Source organism: Alkalimarinus alittae (assembly GCF_026016465.1).
Lineage (GTDB): Bacteria > Pseudomonadota > Gammaproteobacteria > Pseudomonadales > Oleiphilaceae > Alkalimarinus > Alkalimarinus alittae.
The window spans coordinates 726,400-749,446 of the sequence record NZ_CP100390.1; the positions used below are offsets into that span (position 1 = coordinate 726,400).

General features: G+C 44.0%; 22 protein-coding genes. 8 read left to right on the forward strand and 14 right to left on the reverse strand.

Annotated features, from left to right (window positions below):
• Positions 1 to 98 precede the first annotated feature (98 nt).
• The 4 genes from NKI27_RS03205 to NKI27_RS03220 all read left to right on the forward strand — a co-directional run bounded on the left by NKI27_RS03205 (position 99) and on the right by NKI27_RS03220 (position 3,736).
• Positions 99 to 1,694 (forward strand): WS/DGAT domain-containing protein, encoded by a 1,596-nt coding sequence (locus tag NKI27_RS03205; RefSeq protein WP_265048257.1) that lies wholly within the window; start codon positions 99 to 101, stop codon positions 1,692 to 1,694.
• Positions 1,660 to 2,466: a substrate-binding periplasmic protein gene (locus NKI27_RS03210; RefSeq protein WP_265048258.1), complete on the forward strand. Its 807-nt coding sequence runs from the start codon at positions 1,660 to 1,662 to the stop codon at positions 2,464 to 2,466. The genes NKI27_RS03205 and NKI27_RS03210 overlap by 35 nt, the downstream gene beginning before the upstream one ends.
• Before the next feature lie 72 nt (positions 2,467 to 2,538).
• Positions 2,539 to 2,826 carry a hypothetical protein gene (locus NKI27_RS03215; RefSeq protein WP_265048259.1) on the forward strand — a complete coding sequence of 96 codons (288 nt, stop codon included), beginning with the start codon at positions 2,539 to 2,541 and terminating at the stop codon, positions 2,824 to 2,826.
• 103 nt (positions 2,827 to 2,929) lie between these two features.
• The gene (locus tag NKI27_RS03220) at positions 2,930 to 3,736 is read left to right on the forward strand and encodes a hypothetical protein (RefSeq protein ID WP_265048260.1); all 807 of its coding nucleotides are present in this window, start codon (positions 2,930 to 2,932) and stop codon (positions 3,734 to 3,736) included.
• 32 nt (positions 3,737 to 3,768) lie between these two features.
• Here the strand turns inward: NKI27_RS03220 and NKI27_RS03225 are convergent, their stop codons facing one another.
• Positions 3,769 to 4,065 (reverse strand): YebG family protein, encoded by a 297-nt coding sequence (locus tag NKI27_RS03225; protein ID WP_265048261.1) that lies wholly within the window; start codon positions 4,063 to 4,065, stop codon positions 3,769 to 3,771.
• A gap of 255 nt (positions 4,066 to 4,320) precedes the next feature.
• On the opposite strand from NKI27_RS03225, the gene NKI27_RS03230 reads away from it, so the two are divergent.
• Positions 4,321 to 5,130 carry a flagellin N-terminal helical domain-containing protein gene (locus tag NKI27_RS03230; protein WP_265048262.1) on the forward strand — a complete coding sequence of 270 codons (810 nt, stop codon included), beginning with the start codon at positions 4,321 to 4,323 and terminating at the stop codon, positions 5,128 to 5,130.
• A gap of 562 nt (positions 5,131 to 5,692) precedes the next feature.
• Here the strand turns inward: NKI27_RS03230 and NKI27_RS03235 are convergent.
• Complete coding sequence (locus NKI27_RS03235) at positions 5,693 to 6,922, reverse strand: saccharopine dehydrogenase family protein (protein ID WP_265048263.1); 1,230 nt, start codon at positions 6,920 to 6,922, stop codon at positions 5,693 to 5,695.
• A gap of 74 nt (positions 6,923 to 6,996) precedes the next feature.
• The gene (locus NKI27_RS03240; protein WP_265048264.1) at positions 6,997 to 8,802 is read right to left on the reverse strand and encodes a sensor domain-containing diguanylate cyclase; all 1,806 of its coding nucleotides are present in this window, start codon (positions 8,800 to 8,802) and stop codon (positions 6,997 to 6,999) included.
• A 298-nt stretch (positions 8,803 to 9,100) separates the two neighbouring features.
• Here NKI27_RS03240 and NKI27_RS03245 point away from each other — a divergent pair, with 298 nt between their 5' ends.
• Entirely contained in the window at positions 9,101 to 10,147 is a 1,047-nt protein-coding gene (locus NKI27_RS03245) for a DUF2156 domain-containing protein (protein WP_265048265.1), read from the forward strand.
• A 1-nt stretch (position 10,148) separates the two neighbouring features.
• The gene (locus NKI27_RS03250; RefSeq protein ID WP_265048266.1) at positions 10,149 to 11,321 is read left to right on the forward strand and encodes an FAD-dependent oxidoreductase; all 1,173 of its coding nucleotides are present in this window, start codon (positions 10,149 to 10,151) and stop codon (positions 11,319 to 11,321) included.
• Between the two features lie 25 nt (positions 11,322 to 11,346).
• Here NKI27_RS03250 and NKI27_RS03255 read toward each other — a convergent pair whose 3' ends face one another.
• From NKI27_RS03255 to NKI27_RS03270, 4 genes are all read right to left on the reverse strand, one after another.
• Complete coding sequence (locus NKI27_RS03255) at positions 11,347 to 12,393, reverse strand: hypothetical protein (RefSeq protein WP_265048267.1); 1,047 nt, start codon at positions 12,391 to 12,393, stop codon at positions 11,347 to 11,349.
• Positions 12,394 to 12,416: 23 nt separating this feature from the next.
• Positions 12,417 to 12,743, reverse strand: a complete 327-nt coding sequence (locus NKI27_RS03260; protein WP_265048268.1) for a hypothetical protein — start codon at positions 12,741 to 12,743, stop codon at positions 12,417 to 12,419.
• Positions 12,744 to 12,776: 33 nt separating this feature from the next.
• A complete protein-coding gene (locus tag NKI27_RS03265) occupies positions 12,777 to 13,841 on the reverse strand; it encodes a fatty acid desaturase family protein (protein ID WP_406803124.1) in 1,065 nt (354 codons plus the stop codon).
• 76 nt (positions 13,842 to 13,917) lie between these two features.
• Entirely contained in the window at positions 13,918 to 15,039 is a 1,122-nt protein-coding gene (locus NKI27_RS03270) for a ferredoxin reductase (RefSeq protein ID WP_265048269.1), read from the reverse strand.
• A gap of 325 nt (positions 15,040 to 15,364) precedes the next feature.
• Here NKI27_RS03270 and fabR point away from each other — a divergent pair, with 325 nt between their 5' ends.
• A complete protein-coding gene (fabR, locus tag NKI27_RS03275; protein WP_265048270.1) occupies positions 15,365 to 15,988 on the forward strand; it encodes an HTH-type transcriptional repressor FabR in 624 nt (207 codons plus the stop codon).
• 35 nt (positions 15,989 to 16,023) lie between these two features.
• On the opposite strand, the gene NKI27_RS03280 is transcribed toward fabR, so the two are convergent.
• The 7 genes from NKI27_RS03280 to urtA all read right to left on the reverse strand — a co-directional run bounded on the left by NKI27_RS03280 (position 16,024) and on the right by urtA (position 22,861).
• Positions 16,024 to 16,377 (reverse strand): zinc ribbon domain-containing protein, encoded by a 354-nt coding sequence (locus NKI27_RS03280; protein ID WP_265048271.1) that lies wholly within the window; start codon positions 16,375 to 16,377, stop codon positions 16,024 to 16,026.
• Positions 16,378 to 16,388: 11 nt separating this feature from the next.
• Positions 16,389 to 17,624, reverse strand: coding sequence for a formamidase (fmdA, locus tag NKI27_RS03285; RefSeq protein WP_265048272.1), 1,236 nt, complete (start codon positions 17,622 to 17,624; stop codon positions 16,389 to 16,391).
• A gap of 105 nt (positions 17,625 to 17,729) precedes the next feature.
• Positions 17,730 to 18,419, reverse strand: a complete 690-nt coding sequence (urtE, locus tag NKI27_RS03290) for an urea ABC transporter ATP-binding subunit UrtE (RefSeq protein ID WP_265048273.1) — start codon at positions 18,417 to 18,419, stop codon at positions 17,730 to 17,732.
• Positions 18,420 to 18,508: 89 nt separating this feature from the next.
• Entirely contained in the window at positions 18,509 to 19,261 is a 753-nt protein-coding gene (gene urtD / locus NKI27_RS03295) for an urea ABC transporter ATP-binding protein UrtD (protein ID WP_265048274.1), read from the reverse strand.
• Positions 19,261 to 20,412, reverse strand: a complete 1,152-nt coding sequence (gene urtC / locus NKI27_RS03300; protein WP_265048275.1) for an urea ABC transporter permease subunit UrtC — start codon at positions 20,410 to 20,412, stop codon at positions 19,261 to 19,263. The genes urtD and urtC overlap by 1 nt, the downstream gene beginning before the upstream one ends.
• Positions 20,413 to 20,498: 86 nt before the next feature.
• Positions 20,499 to 21,422 carry an urea ABC transporter permease subunit UrtB gene (urtB, locus tag NKI27_RS03305; RefSeq protein WP_265048276.1) on the reverse strand — a complete coding sequence of 308 codons (924 nt, stop codon included), beginning with the start codon at positions 21,420 to 21,422 and terminating at the stop codon, positions 20,499 to 20,501.
• 182 nt (positions 21,423 to 21,604) lie between these two features.
• The gene (gene urtA / locus NKI27_RS03310; RefSeq protein ID WP_265048277.1) at positions 21,605 to 22,861 is read right to left on the reverse strand and encodes an urea ABC transporter substrate-binding protein; all 1,257 of its coding nucleotides are present in this window, start codon (positions 22,859 to 22,861) and stop codon (positions 21,605 to 21,607) included.
• Between the last annotated feature and the right edge of the window lie 186 nt (positions 22,862 to 23,047).

Genomic DNA, 23,047 nt, shown 5'->3' on the forward strand with positions numbered 1-23,047 from the left:
TTCATATTGCAATCCATAAGTATGAAACTGCACTTAGAACCCTATATTTGGCAAGGGAATCGTTTATACTTGTAGCGAATAATAACAAGGAGTTCGGTATGAGCACTGAAGCTAGCGAACCGATAAGCGGCGTTGATATTGCTTGGTTGAGAATGGACACGCCGACTAATTTAATGATTATTAATTCGATGTTGATAATCGATAAACTTGATTTCGACGAGTTTAAAACGACAGTACGAAATCGATTTCTCGCATTTAGCCGATTTAAAAAGCACCCAGTATGTCACGCAGGGCAGTATTTCTGGGAGTTAGACCCGTATTTTGACATAGACAATCATGTGCATAAAGTGGCTTTAACCGGTCGTGCGGATAAAGCCGCACTACAAGCTTATTTGGCAGATCAGTTAACCGTTGCGTTTGATCCTTCAAAGCCTTTATGGCAGATCCACTTTGTTGAAAACTATATTGATGGTGTTGCTGCCATTTTGCGAGTGCATCATTGCTACGCTGACGGTATCTCATTAGTCTCTGTGTTTAACTCAATTACTGATAGCAGCCCTAATATTAAGCCTTTTACTGGCGGAGATGTGAGTGTCACTAGTGCGGATACGTTAGGCCGCGAAAGTACTAATGCATCTGATACAGCTCCTTTATCTGATAAAGAGGTGTTTAAGCAAACAGCCTCTAGCCAAAAAGAAACCGAGACTGGACAAGAAGGGCAAGAACGTTCTCAAGAATCAGCGGGCCCCGACGATATTTATCCGTGGCCGCTTTACCAGCAATTTATTGATAACGCCGTTAATTGGGTTGAGAAATATACCCGAGTGGGGCTAAAAGCGTCTGAAGAGGGTGTTCATCTTCTTAGAGATCCTGATGTTGTAAAGGCATATGCTAATGATTGCTTAAAGATGGTATCAGAGGTCGGCAAGCTAGCCCTGTTACCGCCTGACCCTGAAACATCGCTTAAAGGTCCGTTGGGTGCCAGAAAAAAATGTGCTTGGTCTGAGCCTGTTTCGCTGGATTATATTAAGGATGTGGCGAATGGCTTAGGTTGTAAAATTAATGACCTGTTGATGTCTTGTGTTGCTGGCGCGCTTCGAGAAAAAATGCAGGAGTCCGGTGATGATGTTGAAGGGCATACCGTACATGTTACCGTCCCTGTAAACATTCGCCCAGCAACAAGTGCTTCTGAACATAATACACTAGGCAACTATTTTGGTACTGTTTTTGTGCCACTTCCTGTGGGGATAGCAAACCCTATCGAGAGAGTCTACAAGCTTAAGCACGACATGATCGCGTTAAAAAAGTCGTTTCAGCCTGGGGTTTCATTTGGGCTATTGTTTGCCGCAGGCTTGATGCCGAAGCAAGTTCAAAAGCCCCTGATGGATATTTTCGCTAAAAAAACCAGTGCGGTAATGTCTAACGTTCCGGGTGCTAAAGAGTCTCGTTATTTTGCAGGAGCAAAAATAAAAGAGCAGATGTTTTGGGTTCCTCAGACCGGGGGTGTTGGTTTAGGGCTGAGTATTATCAGTTATGCAGGACAGGTTCAGTTTGGCTTGATTGGGGATGCAAAATTATTCCCAAACCCCGATCGAATTGTTCAGCGCTGCGTTGATCATATAGAAAGTCACCGTTTTGACTTTTCAATAAGGAGTGAAAATGCAGATTCTAAACAATATCAAAAGCAAACGTAATAGATTAGGTGTGACCAAGAGAGGGGCAGGTTTATGGTGCTCATGGCTTCTAGCCAGTGCGTGCCTGTTGTTAACGCCCGCCGCGTCAGCAGAGCCACTTAAGCTCGCTACTGCCAGTTGGCCGCCTTACATAGGTAAAGACCTCCCTAAAAAAGGGATGGCGGTTGATATCGTTACCCAGGCGTTTAGCCAAGCGGGTGTAGAAACTAGCGTGGTGATACTGGCTTCTTGGGATGATGTCAGAGAAGGCGTAGAGTCGGGTGTGTATGACGTGATTTTGGGATATTGGTACTCTGATGAACGCGCTCGATTTCATAGCTATAGTGATGCGTTTATGACTAATCGACTTAACTTTGTGAAGCGGAAAGGGAGCGGCATAACGTACCAATCCCTTGCAGACTTAGAAGGTTTAATGATCGCGACAGTACATAACTACGCCTATGGGGATGAGTTTGAGACTTACCCTGGCATATACCAAGTTAAAAGTAATCATGTGATACAGATATTGCTAACCTTGTTAGAGGGACGGGCCGATCTTGCGTTAGGTGATGTGAACGTTATCACGCATGAGCTGCACAGTTATATGCCCAGCAAATTGAAAGAGATAGAAATATTGCCTAACCCACTGTCCGAAAAAGGGCTTCATATAACCGTGAGCCTATATAATAAAAATGGTAGCAACATATTAAAGACTTTTAATCGACAAATCGCAGATATGCGTTCAAAAGGTGAAATAGCATCAATTATTGATGCACATACACCGGGTTATTAATTTCTCCTCTTGCTTTGGACTACACTTTAGATCAGTACCTTATTTATAAGTGAGTTTGATTAGGAGGCTATTATGCAACTATCAGAAGATGCGCTTACCAATCACGAAGTGACTATTTGCCTTAATGGCGGTGCAGTTTTGGGCCCCTTTAACGCGACATGGAGCAAAGAAGATAGTGGCGATGTTAGAGCGCTAAGTCGAGAGTTTGATGAATACCTTAAAGGTGAAAATCAGGCTCGTTTCAAGTACCACCTTCATGACACCTACACCAATGCGGTACACACCCTGATTCTTCGGTTTGAAAATGTAACGGCTATTTATGACCATGTAAAGCTGCGCGATCAAAATAACAAACAGTGACAAACTGTAGCTGTTTTGGTGTAGATGGGAAAATTAAATACGTTAAGCTGTAAGCACATTTATTCTCCATTGTTCCTGCGAATAGAGGCTTGCTGTTTACTATATGTCTACGCTAAGTGTTGGTGGAATCTTATTATTATTTTGTCTGATCGTGCCTATGGGGTTACACCTATATAAGCGCTATCAGGATGCACAAGTAGAAAAAATGCGTCGAGTCGCACAGCTGACGCACGCCTATCGTCTTACCCAGCGTTTTTTACATCAAATACCGAATCAATACTTAACGCGAGAGTCTAAATTATTATTGTTAGAACGGGCTATTTTCTTTTTGAATAAGCTAAAAAAAGAGATCCCCACTAGCCAGTTGGTAATGACAAAGTTGTTACGTAACCAAACGATGTATGATGCGTTACAAGAACATTATATCAAACCAGCCTCAACGGTTATTAACTCGGCGATTGAAGCGCGTGATGCACAAATCAATTTATCTGATTTTAGTCGATTTGTTGAAATCCAGTTTCGAGTTAACGCAATTGAAAAAGCGCTAGCAATGGAGGTTTTAAACCAAGCTAATTGGTTTTCGGTGCAATGCTTAACAGATTTTTATCGTGCTCAAAGTCAAAAGGCCTCAAATGAAGGTGAGTTTAGATTAGCCATCCATCATCTCAATAATGAAATGAGTGAGTTTAAAAAGCACACGGGGGTTGAGAGAGCTGAGCTGGGCGTACAGGAATGTGTAGCGCTCATTAGTGAAAATAGACAATTACTTGAAGCCCAAGAAGATACCCATGAAAAGGGTGATCAGCCATCAGATGACGTTAAACCCGTAGAAAATGTCTTATTAATGAAGGATTGGGATGCTACCGATGATGAGGTTGTGCAACGTAAGAAAAAGCAACTCTATGGATAGTTGCTTTCTCTCAGTATCGACGTAAAAAAGCGTTAGGCTGTATTCTTTTTCGAGCTAATTGACTCAACATTTCCTTTGTCTTCATCAATGTTTGCCAATATCTCTGGTTTACCTTTGAGGGCTGTTATCATTTCATCTTTGTAGTCTGCGATTAGAAGGCCAATCTGTTCGGCCTTTTCTTCATCAAGTCCTACGATGCGAGCCTCTAAGAATACCCGTAGATTTTCAGCGAACTCGAGTTTTTTATCTAAGGCGTCAGCTTCTTTTTTGTCGGTGAAGGTGCGCTTTTCAGGATCTCGATCAGACATATATAACGTGGTTACCGCCATTATTTGCTCCGGTACTGTATAAATAATCAGTTAATAGTATCTGGGGCTCGCCATATTTTCAACTGTTTAGTGATGATTGTTCGTTTAGGCGTAGATAGAATAAAAAATACAGATGTGGTTAAATAATGATCAGTTGAACTATATTTAGAGCAACACTTAAGATAACTGCGGATAAAGCACTGAATTGATAGCAACCGTATGTATAGGTAGGGCTCTCACCTAATTGAAGAGGGTTGATGTAGTGTGGAGGCGAACATGGCTATTTCAATGAATAGTCCTACGGGCGTAACCAGTAACCCTGTATCTAATAGCAATGTTAACACCCCGTATAACCGTATTAGCACTGGCCAACGAATTAACAGTGCTGCCGATGACGCTGCGGGGCTAGCTATTTCTAATAAAATGGCAACGCAATTAGGTGGGTTAAATACGGCTATACGAAATGCTGGAGATGGTATTTCTTTAGTGCAAGTGGAGACTGGCGCGCTCACTAGCGTTAACGCAAATCTTCAGCGAATGAGAGAGCTCTCGGTACAAGCAGGAAACGGTGCGTTAAACGCCAGTGATCGAAAGGCACTACAGAAAGAAGCCGACCAACTATTGGACGATACAAAAAACATACTTGAAACCAGTAGCTTTAATGGTAAGCAGTTATTGAATAGCGATACTACGCAGCCGTTTCAGGTAGGGCCTAATGTATCTGATGTAGTTTCAATAGAGGGTAAAAATATACAAGGGCTATTAGAGCAGGCTGACTTATTTGATCTTGATTTGACTACACCTGATGCTGCTTCACATGCTATCGGCGTACTGGACGTCTCATTAACGACAATCAGTGAAAGAAGCGCCGAGCTAGGTGCTGTCGCTAACAGGTTTGAGTCAACGATCAATAATCTGCAAGACGCACGTATTAACACGGCAGAAGCGAGAAGTCGGATTGCTGATGCAGATATTGCCAAAGAAGCCTCTGATTTGGCGGCGAACCAGATTAAAAATCAGGTTCAAATAGCCATACAGGCACAAGCGAATAGCAGTCGAGGGCTAGTACTTCAGCTCTTAACCTAACGAAAAAAGCAGCGCTAGGCGCTGCTGGTGGGTGAATATAAATATTGCTCTCAAGCGTATATTCCTTTTGATTGAATGCGGCTAATTCGCAAAATACATAGCGCTGAAATAGGCCTCCATTTCTTTCATGTATTCTGCTTCACAAGGATGCGTTAGCGTGAATAATAGGCTACCTTCTTTTACTCGTTTCATAATCATCTCTCCGATGTTTAAAATTTCTGATTACTTAGAAAAGCGTGTAATTAGAAGCACTGAGTGGAGAGGCTTTGATTACGACTAGGTTAGTGAAAGCTCCCACGCCAATGTTTCTTACATGTTAGATAATGCATTACCTGTACCACTTTTTAGGTATTAGATTAAGTGTCGATAAAATACATCAAAATCAATAGGATGACGTTATTGGTTGGGTTTTCACGATGTTTTCAAGGGAGTATTTAAAACAGCTAGGCGCTTAGTAATGGTGCATTGAACGTTAAAGTGCTCAAAAATTGAGCAGCCGATACGGCGGGCTTTTTGTAACGCACCGCCATGACTGGTGACATTAAGTGTTGCGTATTAAACGTTAGATAACAGAAAACGTTAGCCCTGCATTTTGCTCTAAACGGTCAATAAAACGTTGATCGAACACGGTGGCAGTGGTCCAAAAACCACCTGCTTTTTCATCTTTGCTAATATCTTGAACAAGGCTAATACCGGCTTGCGCCAACATTTTAGAGGTAGAGCCATAGCCTGGGTCACGGTCACCCGTTACTTTGGTTCTTATGGTTTCGCCGTTATCTGTTTTGCCGATAAAACGAATATCATAAAAGCCTTTTTCCTGATCACTTGGGCTAGGGCCTTCGCCAGGTTTAGGAAGTATGTAGTTTTCCAATAGCCAACGTGTGGGCTTGATGGCTGCGCCGACTAGAAATAAGCCTAGGCCTACGCCGAAACCGCTAGCTGTTAAACGTCCTTTAGTGCCCTTGCCCATGAGCATGGACTCGTCATATTTAAAGGATGAGCCATAAGCGTTGCCGCTTAAGGCATTACTGCGATGCACTACGCGGGTATTGATTCCTGCCATGATAAATGGGCCTGCCCATTGCCCTGACTCGCTGTCGAGCTCAGGTGTCGATACATTGTGTTGGCGTGCGGTAAATTGATGGCCATCTGGGCAAATAGAGTAGGGGTTAGCAAGTTCTTTGCGCAAGGCTTTGCTCTTGGCCGCTTCTTTGGTGATATTAATCATGCTTGCAATAGTGCCGCCAGAGGCCGCCCCTCGCATGGCTTTAACGCGCATTCTAATTGATGTGCAAGGCGCACCAAGCTGATTAAGCGACTGCTGCTGAAGGTGAAACACCCCCATGTCAGAAGGGATCGAGTCAAATCCGCAGCAATGTACAATACGCGCGCCTGTTTTCTGTGCTTTTTTCTCATATTGGCTGATCATTCGTTTAACCCATTGCACTTCGCCAGTTAAGTCGCAGTAGTCTGTGCCTGTCTCAGCACAAACCTTTACCAACGGCTCACCAAACAATGCATAAGGACCAACGGTAGAGATTATGACCTTGGTTTTTTCGCATAAGCGGGTTAAAGCCGTTTCATCGGCTGCATCTGCGGTTAAAAGCGTTAAGTTATCTGCTGTATTACCTAAACTACTTTTAAGGGTTTTGAGTTTGCTTAGTGAGCGTCCTGCAGCAGCCCATTTTATATCGCTATCTACACCGTATTGATCGTTTAAATAGCGACATAATATTTGACCTACAAAGCTGGTTGCGCCAAATATGATTAGATCGAATTGTTGGTTGCTCATAGTAATCCTTGAAAAACGAAAAAGCGGTTTATAAATATCTAACTAGTGAGGTTGGCTTATTTTAGCGTGTTCACCTAACGTACTGATGTTGTATCGGGCGCTAGGTCGCTGACCATTACGGCATCTCTACCTGAGACTTTAACTTTGTACATTAATTTGTCGGCAGAGGCTAAAAGTCTCTCAAGAAGCCGCTCTGCGTTCTCTTCAAAACCAGAAGGCTTATCCAGGCAGACTAAACCAAAGCTTGCCGTAATGGCCACCTTAAGATCATTGTGTTTGATCTCAATGTTGTTGATAGCGTTTCGCAATCGATCGGCTAAAACGTGTGCGTACTCAGCATCGGTCGCATGCAGTAAAATAACAAACTCTTCCCCTCCATAGCGACAAATAAGCTCACCTTCTCGGCAGGTCTCTTTGGTGGTGGACGCGATGGCCTTTAGTACCAAATCTCCAACATTGTGCCCGTACTGATCATTGATATCTTTAAAATGATCGATGTCGAATAACAGCAGTGATAGTGGGCGATTAAAACGAATAGCTTTTGAAAGTTCGGTGGTGGCTAACTCTGCAAATGACCGCCTATTTAAAAGTGAGGTTAAGAAATCCTCTCGCGCCAATTTCTCAAGCTGCTTTTTGCTTGAATGTAGCTCTTTGGTTCGGTGCTCGACTTCGGCTTCTAGGTGTTCTGTTAGTGCTGCGAGTGCTATTTGTTGCTTCCAATCTTGCACAAGGTAAATGGCCAGCGAGGCCAGTGAAAAGGAGATTAAGCCCCATTGGCCTGAGCGGCCTATCCAAGTGATAAGGTTGTGAGCACTAAGCATGTCGAGTAGTAGCGAGATAAAAAGCGTTAGTATGCCAAAAATCATGATAACGCCTGGCAGGTCAAGCGTCTTAAATTGCTGATAACAGCCAATAACTAACGCCAACACCAATAGAATGAACAACACATCAAAGTAAGGGTAGGCATTGATGAAGTTAAACTCTGTAAAGGCAGAAAGAGCAGCAACGACCAACACAAAAAGGCTAGATGCCACTAATACGCCATAGGCTACTTTGGGGGTTTTATCTTTCAGCCAGGCTATGATGATACCTGATAGAAAAACAGGGATTAAAAAATAGCAAAATGCAGCAATATAGCGCCAGTTTAAGGGGCTGAACCAAACAACCTGGCTTAGCTCATTTTCGGCAAACATCATGATGGCCAAATTAAACGAAAGTAGTCCAGTGCTAATAGCGGTACTGCTGTCTTTTTTGATTGAGCCCATTATTGTGCTAATGATGCCCACTAATAGAACAATAAGGATAAAAGATAACCCCATGATCCCGCGGGTATAGACTTCATTCAATAAGCTAAATCGGTCGCCAATAGCGACCGCCCCAGATAAACCAATATAAGGGTAATCGGAGTATATTCGGAGATATAAAGGGTGGTCTTGGTAGTCATCGGGTAAGCGGATAATATGCCACGGCCATCCTTCGAACTGGCTATTACCTTCAGCATCGATTTCGCCAAAATGGTAAATCTGTTGATTGTTTTGGAAGGCTTGAAACGTAAGGTCAACGCTATTAATAAATAGGTAAGGGTCGCGCCACGCCTTAGTGGGTAAATCTATTTTAAGCCAAACAATATTCTCATCGGTCCGACCAGGTATATCACTGGGCGAAGTGGTGGGCTTCCATAATACTGTACTATCACGCCACTGGCCGGTTACTGGGTTTTTAGGTAAATCTCCCCAGTGGTATGACCATCCCCCAGAAATAAGCTCTCTTTTGGGTGCCGTGTTACTCTCTTGCGCCAGAGAAGAGCCAATAACTATGCTATAGAATGCAAAAACTGTAAGGAAAAATCCGACAGTTTTTCGAACATTAAGTAAAAGCATTAGGGAGCTTGTTAACCTTTGTCGTACTGTGGTTGAGTGCTTCCGCAGTGATTAAGGTGCTAGCGGAAGAATATTTATTATAAGAGTTAGCATATAAATTATAGCTAAACTAATAGAGTGTGCTGTGAAAATCAATGCGCTTTAAAGAATATTGTTCAATTGTACATATAAATGATAGCGTTCACAGAATGGTGTTATTCGCCTTTACATCACTCATATCTGGGGTAATATTCTTGGTATATGTTATCGCTGAACACTTGCAGGCGCTGATAATTCTTCGTACAGACGGTACAAAGTTATGGAAACCCACCAGGGTGTATGTAGAGTACCGGCTAATCAGCGGTTATCTGAGAATGACTATGGGCCATTAGAGCAGCACGAGGCTTGCTTAATTGTGCAATTATATGGCTCACAGTCTAGTGCCCAGTTTTTATTTCAAGACGGTGTGAATTACTTTGGCCTAGCCTCAGAGGGTGTTATTGGCTACGCGCCGCAAAAAGGCTTCTTAGGGACTACCAACATTGTTTTCGCTAACCCTGTATGCGCACCCTCCACCCTAAATTCTTTATTGTCCGCGTTCTTAGCGAGTCAAACTGAGCCCACATTGTTTGTCGGTGTTGATCAAACGGTTGCTGAGGCATTGTCGTCAGTGGGCTATCGATCTAACCAAGTAGGCGTAGAAAGTCACATCGAAATAGACACCTTTAATGTTGTTGGCCAGCATAAAAAACAGTTACGACATGCCTCTAACTTTGCAAAACGGCATAGGTGTCGTGTCGATGAACTATCTTGGCAAGCGCTAGACACCAAGCAAGTGATAAGGTTATCGGAAGAATGGCGCTCGAATAAAGGGGTTAGTCGTCGAGAGTTGAAGCTATTAACTAAACCTCCAGTATTTGAAGATGAACCTTTGGTCAGAAAATTTTACTGCTTTGAGGGCCATAAGCTTCTAGGGTTTGTCTATTTTGAGCCCTATTTCGAAAGCGGTAAGATCAAAGGGTACTGCGCTAATATTATAAGATCATTAGTGGATGCCGAGTACGCAGGCGTTTCGGATTATATTATTCTTGAAGCGATTAAACAGTTTAGGCTTGAAGGGGTTAAAGTGTTATCTCTCGGGCTGTCTCCGCTTTATAATATTCAGCCAGAGAATAATGATAACCCTCGTGTTCGGTGGATGCTTAGGCTGATGTATCAGCGAGCGAACGCGCTTTATGCCTTTAAAGGGCTGGCCTATCATAAAACGCGTTATCGTCCTGTGCAAACACCTTGGTATCTCTGCAGCAAAGATCTGAGTACGCCGAGGCTGTTTAGTGCGCTGTTTTTTGGCCTTGGCGTGCTTTGATATGATGAATGTGAATGTGAATGTGAATGTTAAAGCCGTTATTGTGGGTGCTAGCATTGCAGGGTGTTGCACTGCATTGAGGCTTGCAAAACAAGGCATAAAAGTAGCCATTATTGAGAAGCAGCCATCATCTGATCACTATAAGAAAATGTGCAGTCATATCATCCATCCTTCAGGCCGCAAAGTGTTAGCTGACCTTGGTGTATGGGATGACTTAACCGCACTCGGTGCCCAAGCAACCTATATGGATGTTGAAAGTCAGGGGGGTCGACTATTTTATCCATTCAGTAAAAAACCGAAAGCAGCGAATATTGAACGACGACTTCTTGATTCGGCGCTTAGAAAGCGAGTGGGTGAACACCCCAATATTACGATCAATTATGGCCTTCGCATCAAGAGTCTGTTGCGTGAAAAGCGCCAAGTTATCGGGCTGACTGCAGAAGATTCTACGGGTGATATATTCACGTTTTATTGCTCTTTAGTGGTTGCTGCAGATGGAAGAGCGTCCCGTGTCGCTAGACTGGATGAGTGTGAAAATCATACCGTAAAAAACCATCGGGTCGCGTTATTTTCGTACTTCAAAGGGGTCTCTAGAAGAGTGCCGAGTAATGTTTGGGTGCTCGATAAAGGGCGCGCTTATATCGCCTGCTTTCCAAACAGCGATAAAATGCTGTTGAGTTGTTATATACCCGAGCATCAATTTAAAGAGATCAAAGATAATCAGCTATTTTATGATTCATTTGTTAAAGACTTTGTCGAACGTAAAGGCATTCAATTAGGTGATCAGGTAGATGACCTGTTTATCGCGAAAGATACGTCAACGCTTTATCGATCACCTAACTCGAAAGGCCTAGTATTTGTAGGGGATGCCTTTCTCGCAGCAGACCCGTTAACGGGTATTGGCTGTAGCTGGGCCATGAGTTCAGCAATGCTGTTGAGCCAGTGTGTGGGACGGCCGCTGCTAAACCATGGCGAAGAAACTCGCGCTCAAAGTCGGTGGTTCAGGTTTAAACTAAACAGTACTATCTCGATTTATAACATGTTACATCGAATTAAGTACTTGATCCCCGCCTATTTGATGGCTTGGTTGTCGCTCAAAGGCGGGGTTGTTTTTAATAAACGACTATTTGGTCTGTTTGCCGCGCTATTGGGAAAGCGGTCGCCTCGCCGGTAGTGGGTAGGATTATTATTGTCCTCCGCTATTTACTTCCCTTAGTTAAACACTCAATAGCGGCGCTAGAAGTATAGAATGACGCTAAACGTCGTCTTAAAAGACCTTCGAGCTGACCGCTTTCTTTTAATTCCGATAAAACCTGAGGTGCAAATCGCTCAGTTTCTTCTTTGATTCGCTCGGGTGTCATCATAAAGTCATCAAACAGTACTTGTAGGGTATTGTCACCGTACTTATCAAAGAAATACTCTACGATTAGCTCATAACTCTGCTTGAAGTATTCTGACTTGCGAAAACGCAACCAGAACTCATAACCAAGTACCACAAACTCTGATAGATCAAGGCTGTCGATCCCTGTTTGAAGCTCGCCAAGCGATTTGCCTTCTACAAAGTCCCACAGGTCCATCGCTGATGTTTTAAGCTCTTCGTCGGTCATGTTGTTTTCAAGAAACGACTTACTTTCAGTGATGATTAAACCCAGGTTATTACTGATATAACTTTTGACGTTATCTTCAACAGCCCCTTCGAGTTTCGGCACTGTTTTGCTAATCATACTGCTGCCAAATTTCAGCATCGACGATACACCGGGTACCTTTTTACTGAGGATGTTGTTGTCGTATATATAGTTAACGATGGCTTGATAGAGCACGCCTGAAATAAGATCGGTATAGATGGGTAAATCTATAATACGATTTAGCCCTTCTGTGCGCTGCTCCTGAAGTTCAAGTGCTTTATCGACAAACGCTTCAACTTCTTGGCTAGTGATTATTTCGTTAAGCCGCGTGTTTTTATGCTGCTCAGAGGTGAATAATTTTGTGGCTGCTTCACCGGCTATTTCGGCAATGCTGCCTGGAATTTCACGCTCAACCACATTTGAGTGAATGGTCTCGTTGATAGACTGCTGAGTCACAAGCTGATTAAGCTTGAGTGTTTGTAGCCACTGAAAAACGGTTTCAGTTTCATCCTGAAGCCAGCTGATAAACGTGGCGCTATCGAGTGCCGCTAGTTCATGCTGTATGTGAAGCTCTAGCAAGTTGTTTGCGATGTCTTCAGGAGAAAGAGTGCTTTTAGCCATAAGTTGATTCCAGATAACTGTTTCTAAGACGGGTTATTGTCTTTTTGATTGTTCTTTGTCATGACTTCCGAGGCATGAGCGCTATCCTCAAGCGTAGCAAAATAATCGGAAGCCAGTTGGCCAATATTTTGATTTACGTCTCGGATTGCATCGTAAACTTTACTAGCAGAAAGGTCGTGCTTTTCTTTAAGCGAATTAAGTCGCTTCTCGTCTACAGCGCCTTGATTAAGAATGCTATAGCTGGTGTCTGCAATAACCGTGTGAACGCTTTCAACGGCGGTAACCGTGTTATCAATCGCGGTTTGTGCAACATCTTTGGCTAATTCTAAGCGTTGGAGTAGGGTTGTCATGTTAATCTCCTTAAAAGGTCCGACTATCAGGCGCTAACTGACAGACAGTGGCGCTGACTTTTTAGGGGGTAGCGAATAGCGTGCAATTCTGGCTAGTACAGACTTGTACTGACGTCCAAATGACCCCGTGTTGTACGGTATATCATATTTTTTACATAGTTGTTGTACTTTGATCGCCATTTCTGGATATCTGTGAGACGGAATATCAGGGAACATGTGGTGTTCAATTTGGTAGCTTAAGTGTCCGCTCATAATATGCAGCCACTTACCACCGGTAAAGTTGCTAGAGCCTAATAGCTGACGATAATACCACTGGCCGCGCGTTTCATTTTTACATTCTTCTTCACTAAACGTTTGAGCATCGCCTGTGAAGTGACCACAGAAGATAATGGTTGATGTCCACAAGTTTCTGTTGAGGTTGGCCAGAAGGTTACCTGCAATCACTTTAGGTGCGCCGGGACCTGCAAGAGCGGGGAAAAACAAGTAGTCTTTTGCCACTTGCTTTGCGGCTTTTTTGCTAAAACGCTTAACAAAAGGGATCTTATCTTTCCAGCTGATTTCGCCGCTTTTAATTCTATCTATTTCTAGTTCGTGAAGACCAACACCCCATTGGAAAAAAGCACTTAATACACCGTAATTAACCAGTTGGAATAAATGTCTTGGCTTCCAAGGTTCATCGTCAGTTAATCGCAGTACCGCGTAACCATAGTCGCGGTCTTTACCTAAAATATTAGTGTAGGTGTGGTGTTCAAAGTTATGGGTATTACGCCATGATTCTGAGTCACAGACGGTATCCCACTCATAGCTTTGAGAGTTGAGTTCAGGATCGTTCATCCAGTCATATTGTCCATGCATCACATTATGGCCGATTTCCATATTTTCTAGAATTTTAGAAACCGATAACAAGCCTACACCTGCCGCCCATGAAAGAGGGTTAAGACCAAACTGTATCAGTGTGCGCCCCGCTATTTCGCTGTAACGTTGTTTTTTAATGATGCTGCGAATATGGTCGGCATCTCTCTGACCTAAATCAGCAAGCACTTCTTGGCGGAGTTGTTCGATCTCATTCCCAAAGTTTTCAAACTCTTGGTGGGTCAGGGTGTTGAGTGTACTTGTTTTCATGTCCATTAGCGTGTCCTTTCTGGTGTTCTAAAGCTTGTGTTGGCAATATGGTTTATAAATTATCGATTGATAAGTCGCCTACAGGTATCGATATACAAGCTTGAATATGGGTTTGGTCGCTGGGTATCAGTTCGCCTGTTAACTTGTTAAGCGCACGACCTGTATTTTTAGTGCATTTACACTCGTGGCAAATCCCGCTACGGCAGCCGTACTTGGGTTTTAGGCCAGCAGATTCGGCAAGCTCTAATAGTGTTTTGTCACCATTGGATGCAATGCTTTTACCTGAATTTAAAAAGCTTACTTGGCCTTTAGTGGATGATTTGATATTCGATAGAACAGGTACGCCAAAGCTTTCTTGCAGAATATTCTTAGCGGCAACACCCAAGTCGTTGCTCTGTGTTTTAACCGACTCCATAAATTCGTGAGGGCCACAGAGGTAAATAGCGCGTGCCGAGATATCAGGGCAATCAAGTAATAATTGCTGTGCCGTGATATAGCCTTCAGATTCAGTAAAGTGAGGGAAGAATGACAAGTTCGGCATGCTAGACGCCAGTGCGTGCAGTTGTTTTTCAAAAATTAATGATGGCACATTATTGCTATAGTAAATGAGCGTAATAGGCTGCTGATGGTTTTCTTCTTTTATTTCGTTAAGCATCGAGAGTACAGGGGTAATGCCGCTGCCTGCTGCAATGAATAAAGGGTTAGCAGTAGGGCTAACAGTGGTTGAGTGGTTTAACGTAAAGTCACCCGCGGCATTGCCAATAGTGAGGATGTCACCCACCTTTAATCGCTCATGCAAGTGTGTTGATACACGTCCCCCATCGACTTTTTTAACGGTGATACTCACTAATTGCTGTTCTTTGAATATCATTGGCGCATTTGAGAGGGAGTAATTGCGGCGTAATGTGACACCGTTTATCTCTACTTCAACATTAATATACTGGCCTGCTTTAAAACCCGACCATCGGCTTGAAGGTCGAAGGATAAACGTCTTGGTATCGGCCGTTTCATTGACTATTTTGGTGACTTCAGCGGCATTACGCTTAATGCTGAACATAGGGTCTATTTCAGTTAACAAAAAATCAAAGTATGTTTGAAGAGTCCCTTCTTGTTGCCAAAACCTGGCTGCAAGAGCAGTCATATAGTGTGAGGCGCTAGATAATGGGTTTTGCATAGAACGGTCCTGATTAAAATTCTTATAGGTGTACAAGTGTCCACTAATGTAGTGTAGAAGGTTGTCTCAGTCAACACCTGTACACTAAAAAATCTATAAACTGAGACTTTAAGCATACGAGGCTATATAAAACGGTAGGTTGACGAAGTGGTATGTGGCCATAAGGGGCATTTTAATCCCTATATGGCATTAAAATAATGTAGTATGTGTAAATATAGGGTCCAAAGATCGTGTATCTATTTTTTATTAGTGTACGGTTAGACACTTAGTTAGGGCTTGTAAATACAGTGTTAGGGCTTGTGAATACAATTATCGGAATTTATTAATGCTAAGCAGAGAAGATAAAAAGCGCCAAACGAGACGATCATTAATGGATGCTGCTCTGATGTTGGTCGGTAAGGGGGGGAACTTTTCGAGTATTAGTCTACGAGAAGTCGCAAAAAATGCGGGGGTTGTACCTACCTCTTTCTATCGACACTTTACCGATATGGAAGAGCTTGGCCTCAGTCTAGTGGACGAGCTCGGTATGCTATTAAGAAAGCTGATGCGATCGACTCGCCAGAACAACGGAGGGGTTGATGGGCTTATTCGTAGTTCAATTGATGTGTATGTCGATTTTGTCATCCAGCATCCTAATCATTTCTATTTTTTGTCACAAAGTAGAACCGGTGGCACACACCCGCTACGCAACGCGATTCGTAATGAGTTAAAGTTTTTTGCTAATGAACTCGCTTCAGATATTCGCCAATCATCCATGCTACCTAATGTTGGACGTCTCGATTTAGATATGATTTCAGAGTTAATTGTAGCGACGGTGGCTGAAACGACTATTGATATTCTGGATTTGACTGAAGCCTCGCCGAGTTATCGGCAAGAGTTTGTCGAGCGAACCGAAAAGAAACTTAGGCTCGTGTGGCTAGGTGCCGGTGTTTGGCGTTCACCTGAGTAAAAAAGCCCCACACTCCTGCGGGGCAAGACTAGGCGTTAGTGGCTAATCATCCAAGGCCGCATGGACGGAAACATCTTGCTTCCGTCAGCGGTATACATGAGCTTTGAGCGACGTTTTTTATGTGTACAGCCGCAGCCATGCTTTAGTTTTTCAGCATTTTCTGCACGCGTATCCGCAGTAGAGTGCTGGGGTTCATGTTTGGCTGCTTCATTACGATCAATCGCCTGCTTTTTTTCCTTTGCCATATCCAGAATGCCTGGCGACATAATGATGACACGAGCGGACATTGCATCACATTTAGGGCAAGGGGCTGGCTCGGCATGGTTGTCCATGCTCGCTAGCTCAAAAAACAAACCATGTTCAGCACATTTATAGTCATAAACAGGCATGGGTTATCTCCTTATTTTTTTATATCTGGCGCTAGAGGCATGGTTACGCTGCCATCGAGGAACTTGGTGGGGCCATCGGCATTCGGCTTGATATCAAATTCAAATATATCGGTCGGCAGCCAGAGTGTGGCACAGGAGTTGGGTATATCGACAACCCCGCTGATATGTCCTTGAACAGGTGCGGTACCGAGCAACGAATAAGCTTGCGCACCGGAATAACCAAATTTCTTTAGATATTCAATAGCATTTAAGCAGGCTTGGCGATAAGCCACGTTTACATCCAGATAATGCTGCTTGCCATGCTCATCAACCGAGATCCCTTCAAAAATTAGATAGTCATCATATTTGGGGGTAATCGGGCTAGGCTTGAATATCGGGTTTTTAATCGCGTATTTTTCCATGCCGCCTTTGATTAAATTGACCCTTAAATGAATCCACCCCGCCATTTCAATGGCACCGCAGAATGTGATTTCGCCATCGCCTTGGCTAAAGTGAAGATCGCCTACAGAAAGGCCACCGCCTTCAACATAAACAGGGAAGTAGACTTTAGAACCACGCGATAAATCTTTAATATCACAGTTACCGCCATGCTCTCTTGGTGGTACGGTTCTAGCCCCTTCTGCTGCAGCAACTTTCGCATCATCCGGTTTCATTCTGCCCATATGAGCGGTTTCAGCATAAGGGAGAGCCGCGAGAGCGGGTACTCGATCTGGCTCGGTGTCATACAGTTCTTTCTCTCGGGTGTTCCACTCTTCAAGCATCTCTTTAGAAGGGAGGCAGCCAATCAGGCCTGGGTGTATGAGGCCCGCAAACTCAACACCGGGTACGTGACGAGAGCTGGTGAACATGCCGTTAAAATCCCAAATCGATTTTTGTGCTTCAGGGAAGTGCTCGTCTAGAAAACCACCGCCATTTTGTTTAGAGAAGAAGCCATTGAAGCCCCATTGACTCTCATCGAACGTGCCAATATCTAAGATATCTACTACGAGCAGATCGCCAGGTTCTGCGCCTTCAACGCCGACAGGCCCCGATAAAAAGTGAACTTGTGTTAGGTCGACATCTCTTACATCAGAGGCATCATCATTATTTTTGATCTGCCCGCCCGTCCAGTCTAAACACTCAATTTTAAAATCATCACCGGGTTTTACCATCGCAACCATCGGGATATCTGGGTGCCACCGGTTATGAATATTATCGTGTTCATAGGCTGATTTTTTTAGGTCAACTTTAATAATGGTTTCAGTCATTTTAGGCTCCTAATTTAGCCGAGGGTGATACTGTTGGGTTTAATCGTTTTTGGATTTGGTCGTGCATCGTTTAGTTTTTGTTGTTTAATCGCCCCATGCGGTTTGTTAGACCGATAGGTATTTTTTAATTTGGTCACTGTCGACGTTCTCTCGCATGTCTTCGTGAATGAATTCGCCTTTATCAATCACGATAATGCGATCGGCGATCGCCATGGTGAAACTCAATACTTGTTCTGAAACAATGATGGTAATGTCTCTGAGTTGTTTAATTTCATTCAGTATTTTGGCGATATCTTTAATGATCGAAGGCTGTATTCCTTCGGTGGGCTCATCTAATAGCAATACTTTTGGGTTGGTGACTAAGGCTCTAGCAATCGCCAATTGTTGTTGCTGGCCACCAGAAAGGTTGCCGCCTTTGCGGTTACGCATTTCTCTCAGAACTGGAAATAGCGCATAAATATCGTCGGGTATCTTTTTTAGCTTTGATACTTCCATACCGGTTTCAATGTTTTCTTTGACCGTGAGGTTAGGAAAAATCATACGACCTTGCGGAACGTAGGCGATGCCGTTTTCAACCCGCTGATAACTTTCACATTGAGTGACGTCTACGCCGTCGACTTCAATTTTTCCGCCCGCTGCAGGTAAAATGCCGATTAGGGATTTAAATAACGTGGTTTTTCCCATGCCATTTCGGCCCATAATGGCCAATGTTTCGTTTTTGGGGACGGTGAAATTCAAATCATGTATGACTTCACTCTGCCCGTAACACACATTTAGATTAGAAACGCTTAACATATATTCACCTGTCAATAATGTAGGCCTGGTGTTCAGGTTCTGAGGCCTTGTATTCAAGTTCTGTGGCCTATCGTGTAAACCGATTAAAGTTAGTGGCCAAGGTACACCTCAATCACTTTAGGGTCGTTTTGAACGGTTTCCATATCGCCCGTCGCGAGGATTTTTCCTTGGTGAAGTACGGTCACTTTGTGGGCAATACGTGCGACAAATTCCATATCATGCTCAATGACTAATACAGAGCGCCCTTGGCTAATCTTGTTCAGCAGCACGGCTGTTTGTTCTCGCTCTTTTACGCTCATCCCGGCAACGGGCTCATCGAGCATGAGTAGTTGTGGGTCTTGGATGAGCAGCATGCCGATTTCTAACCATTGCTTTTGGCCGTGACTGAGCAGTCCTGCTTCGGTGTCGAGGGCATCTTCAAGCATGATTTCCCGCGCAATTTCATGGATCTTAGTCAGTACCGTCTCGCTACGTTTGAACATTAGTGAGCCAAATACCCCTCGACCGAGCGGGTACGACACTTCGAGGTTCTCAAGCACGGTCAGGTTTTCATAAATGGACGGTGTCTGAAATTTACGGCCCACCCCAGCTCTAACAATGGCGTGCTCCGATAACCCGGTTAGCTCATGGTTTAAGAACTTGATGCTCCCTGATGTTGCTTTTGTTTTGCCGCAAATCAGGTCGAGTACCGTTGTTTTTCCCGCGCCATTGGGGCCGATAACGACGTGGAGTTCGTTTTTATCGAGATAAAAGTTCAGCTTGTCGACGGCTTTAAAGCCGTCGAATGAAACCGTTAAGTCTTCTATCGATAAGGTAAAATCAGTATTTGTGAGCATGTTCATTATCTTGCATCCTCTACTTTTCGCAGCATCGATTGAGGTACCAGCTTGCTAAACCCTTTAGCTATAAAGCGAAGCTTGTTGGTGATGTGATGGCCATAGTCATCCCATAACCCTGCTAACCCATTAGGGAACAGCATGACCACGGCGATAAATAAGCCGCCTATTAAGAACAGCCACATTTCGGGAAAAGACTCTGAAAAAGTTGTTTTACCAAAGTTGATGAGTAGTGTTCCGTAGACCGCACCAATGAGTGACATACGACCACCGACGGCTGCAAATATCACCATTTCAATTGAAGGAACGATGCCAACAAATGAGGGTGACATGAAGCCCACTTGTAGGGTGAACATGGCCCCCCCGATAGCAGAGATCATGGCGGCAAAGCAGAAGACAAATATTTTAAAGTTAGCAACGTCATAACCCGAAAACCTAACACGATCTTCTTTGTCGCGAACCGCTAACAAAATGCGGCCGAACTTACTGGTGAGAACAACCCTAGAGGCCAAGATGACCATGAGTAATAGGGCCGCGTTGATAAAGTAGAATATATTTTTTGCGCTATCAGAGGTGATATCCCAGCCGTTCAGCGTTCGCAAATCGGTAATACCGTTTATACCGCCCGTTAAGCCTTGTTGACCGACAATGAGTACGGTCAGAATCACCGCTATTACTTGCGTAATGATGGCAAAATAAACACCGCCGACTCGACGCTTAAACATGGCAGAACCAATCAGGTAAGCGAAGGCTGCAGGTACTATTAATATCGCTAAAATAGTAAAGGTGAAACTGGTGAAGGGTTCCCAAAACCAAGGTAGTTCAGTCAGTTGGTTCCAGTCCATAAAATCAGGGATGCCTGGCGTAGACTGTATGGCGGTATTCTCAGGTGATGATGCTTCAAGTTTTAAAAACATCGCCATGGCGTATCCGCCTAGGCCGAAAAATATGCCTTGGCCTAGGCTGAGAATTCCGCCGTAGCCCCACAGCAGCACTAAGCTGACCGCAGCGAAGGCATAAGTGAGATATTTACCAACTAAATTAAGACGGAATGAATCCAGAAATAGCGGAAATATCACCAGTATTAATGCAGCAAGAATGATAAAGCCTATTAGCCCTTTCTTTCCGCCCATTATTTTTTCATATACGAAGCTCATAACTCTCTCCAATACACATTTAAAGTCTACGTCAGTATTTATGTGACTTACTGCTGTCGTGTTTTACATTGAGAGTAAAGAACGCCTTAACGGCGAACTTTACTGGCAAATAGTCCTTCTGGCTTAAACATTAAAATGAGTACCAAGGCGAGCAGGGTATAAACCTTTGCCATTGAACCGCTGATAAAGAACTCCAAAATTGATTGTGCCTGGGCGATAGAAAACGCTGAGGCGATGGTGCCGAATAAGCTTGCTGCGCCACCGAAAACAACCACCATAAAGGTATCGACAATATATAAGGTTCCCGTTGTGGGGCCTGTGGATGCAATCGTGGTGAATGCGGCACCAGCGATACCGGCGATACCGCAACCTAATGCAAAGGTGTAACGATCGACCTTTTTAGTGTTGATCCCTACGGCATCACTCATTACGCGGTTTTGAGTGGTAGCCCTAACGCGAAGCCCCCATCGCGACTTGAACATCAGATAATAAACTGCAAGTGTTACGACGGCCGTTAAGCCCAGTACGAACATGCCGTTAAGTGGAATGTCTATCATGTCTGTTGGTTGATATGACCCCAGTAACCATTCAGGTAGCGTCGGGCTTACTTCTCTGGCACCAAATAGCGAGCGAAACGACTGCTGCATAATGAGGCTTAGTCCCCACGTGGCCAGCAATGTGTCGAGGGGTCGTTTGTAGAGGTGCCGTATGAGTGCAAATTCCGCGAGGTAGCCGAGTATTCCTGAGACGAAAAAGGCGACCACAATAGCAAACACAAAATAGTAAGGCATGAATGCCGGGAAGTAAGTTTCGGTGAGTGTCGCCATGAAATACGTGGTGTACGCCCCGACAGCCATGAACTCACCATGCGCCATATTGATGACGCCCATTTGACCGAAGATGATTGCTAAACCTAGCGCCATTAGCAGGAGAACGCTGAACAAACTAATGCCAGCGAAGCCCTGCATGGCAAATATTGATACCAATTCGCTACTTGTATAACCGTCCATTATTAATCTCCCAAATTCGCCAAAAGATAAAAAAGTTAAGCCGATACGTTTGTTGGTTGCATGACTTAACTTTTGTAACTACGTTAATCTTTGGATGCAGGCGCGAACGTCCTTGTTCGCGGTTTTAGTTTTAAAGGTGCCTGTTTTTTAACGATGCTGCGTGGTTGAAACGCTAGATAAACCTACTGATATCCTGCTGGGAATGGGTTTGGTTCTATTAACTCAGAGGTATAAACCACTGTCGCCTGACCGTCTTTCTTCCACTCGCCCACCCGTGCTTTACTCCATAAGTGATGGTTAGGGTGTAGTTTTACGTAGCCTTCTGGTGCCGTGGTTAGCTCGATATCCCCCTTTTCAGATGCTGCAACGACTTTATCGATATCAAAAGAACCGGCTTTTTCGACGGCGGCTTTCCACAACCAAGGCCCTAGGTATGCCGCTTGTGTTACGTCACCGATGACACTGTCTTCGCCCCACATGTCTTTAAAGGCTTTAACAAAGGCTTTGTTGTTTTCGTTATCCTGGCTCTGGAAGTACTTCATGATGGAGTAGAAACCTTCAAGGTTCTCGCCGCCAATGCCCAGTACTTCATCTTCAGTGACTGAGATAGTGAGTAGGGTTTGTTTCTTAGAGGTAATGCCCGCCGCTTTTAGCTGTTTGAACCAAGCGACGTTACTTCCACCCACAACCGCGGCGTAAATAACATCCGGCTTTTTCAGACGGATTTTATTGATAACCGAACCAAATTGAGTGTTGCCCAAAGGCTTATACTCTTCGCCTACGACCTTACCGCCTAACACGTTTTCAATGTGCTTACGGGCGATCTTCATGGCGGTTCTAGGCCAGATGTAATCGGAGCCGATTAAATAGAACGTTTTTGCCTGTTTTTCTTTGGCAACCCAGTTTAGGCCATCTAAAATCTGCTGTGTGGCTTCTTGGCCGGTGTAGATAACGTTCTTCGATTGCTCTAACCCTTCATAAAAGGTCGGGTAATATAAAAGCCCGTTCTCTTTTTCAAATACAGGCAATACCGCTTTTCGTGATGCCGATGTCCATGCGCCAAAAACAGCGGCAACTTTATCTTTTACAAGTAACTTTTTACTTTTTTCAGCGAAGGTAGGCCAGTCACTCGCACCATCTTCTTGGATGATTTCAATTTGCCTTCCTAAAATGCCACCTGATTCGTTAATTTGTTTGATGGCGAGCTTTTCGGCTTCTTGTGCGCCGGTTTCACTAATTGCCATGGTGCCGGTGAGTGAGTGTAAGATCCCCACGGTCACCGTATCGTCTGTTACGGCTAGGCCTGTGGTATTAACGTCTGCCGCCGATGCAGATAGGCTCATATTGGATAGAAGAATGGCTGCTGGCAATGCCATCAAGCCTTTGACGAAGCGTCTGCGCATAATGCTGGGCAGGCGAGAATTGTTCGTTTTTCTCATGATATAGCCTCTTTATAATTTCAGGGTCAAACAAATGCTTTTAGACAATGGAGATGTCGGAAGAAAGTATGAAGAAGTCGAGCGTTGGCGAGAATTAGGTGATTGCACCATCAGACTACGTCATATGACGTATAGCTAAATATTGTCATTACTCATAAGTAGGTATAAAAATTGCTGATGGTTATC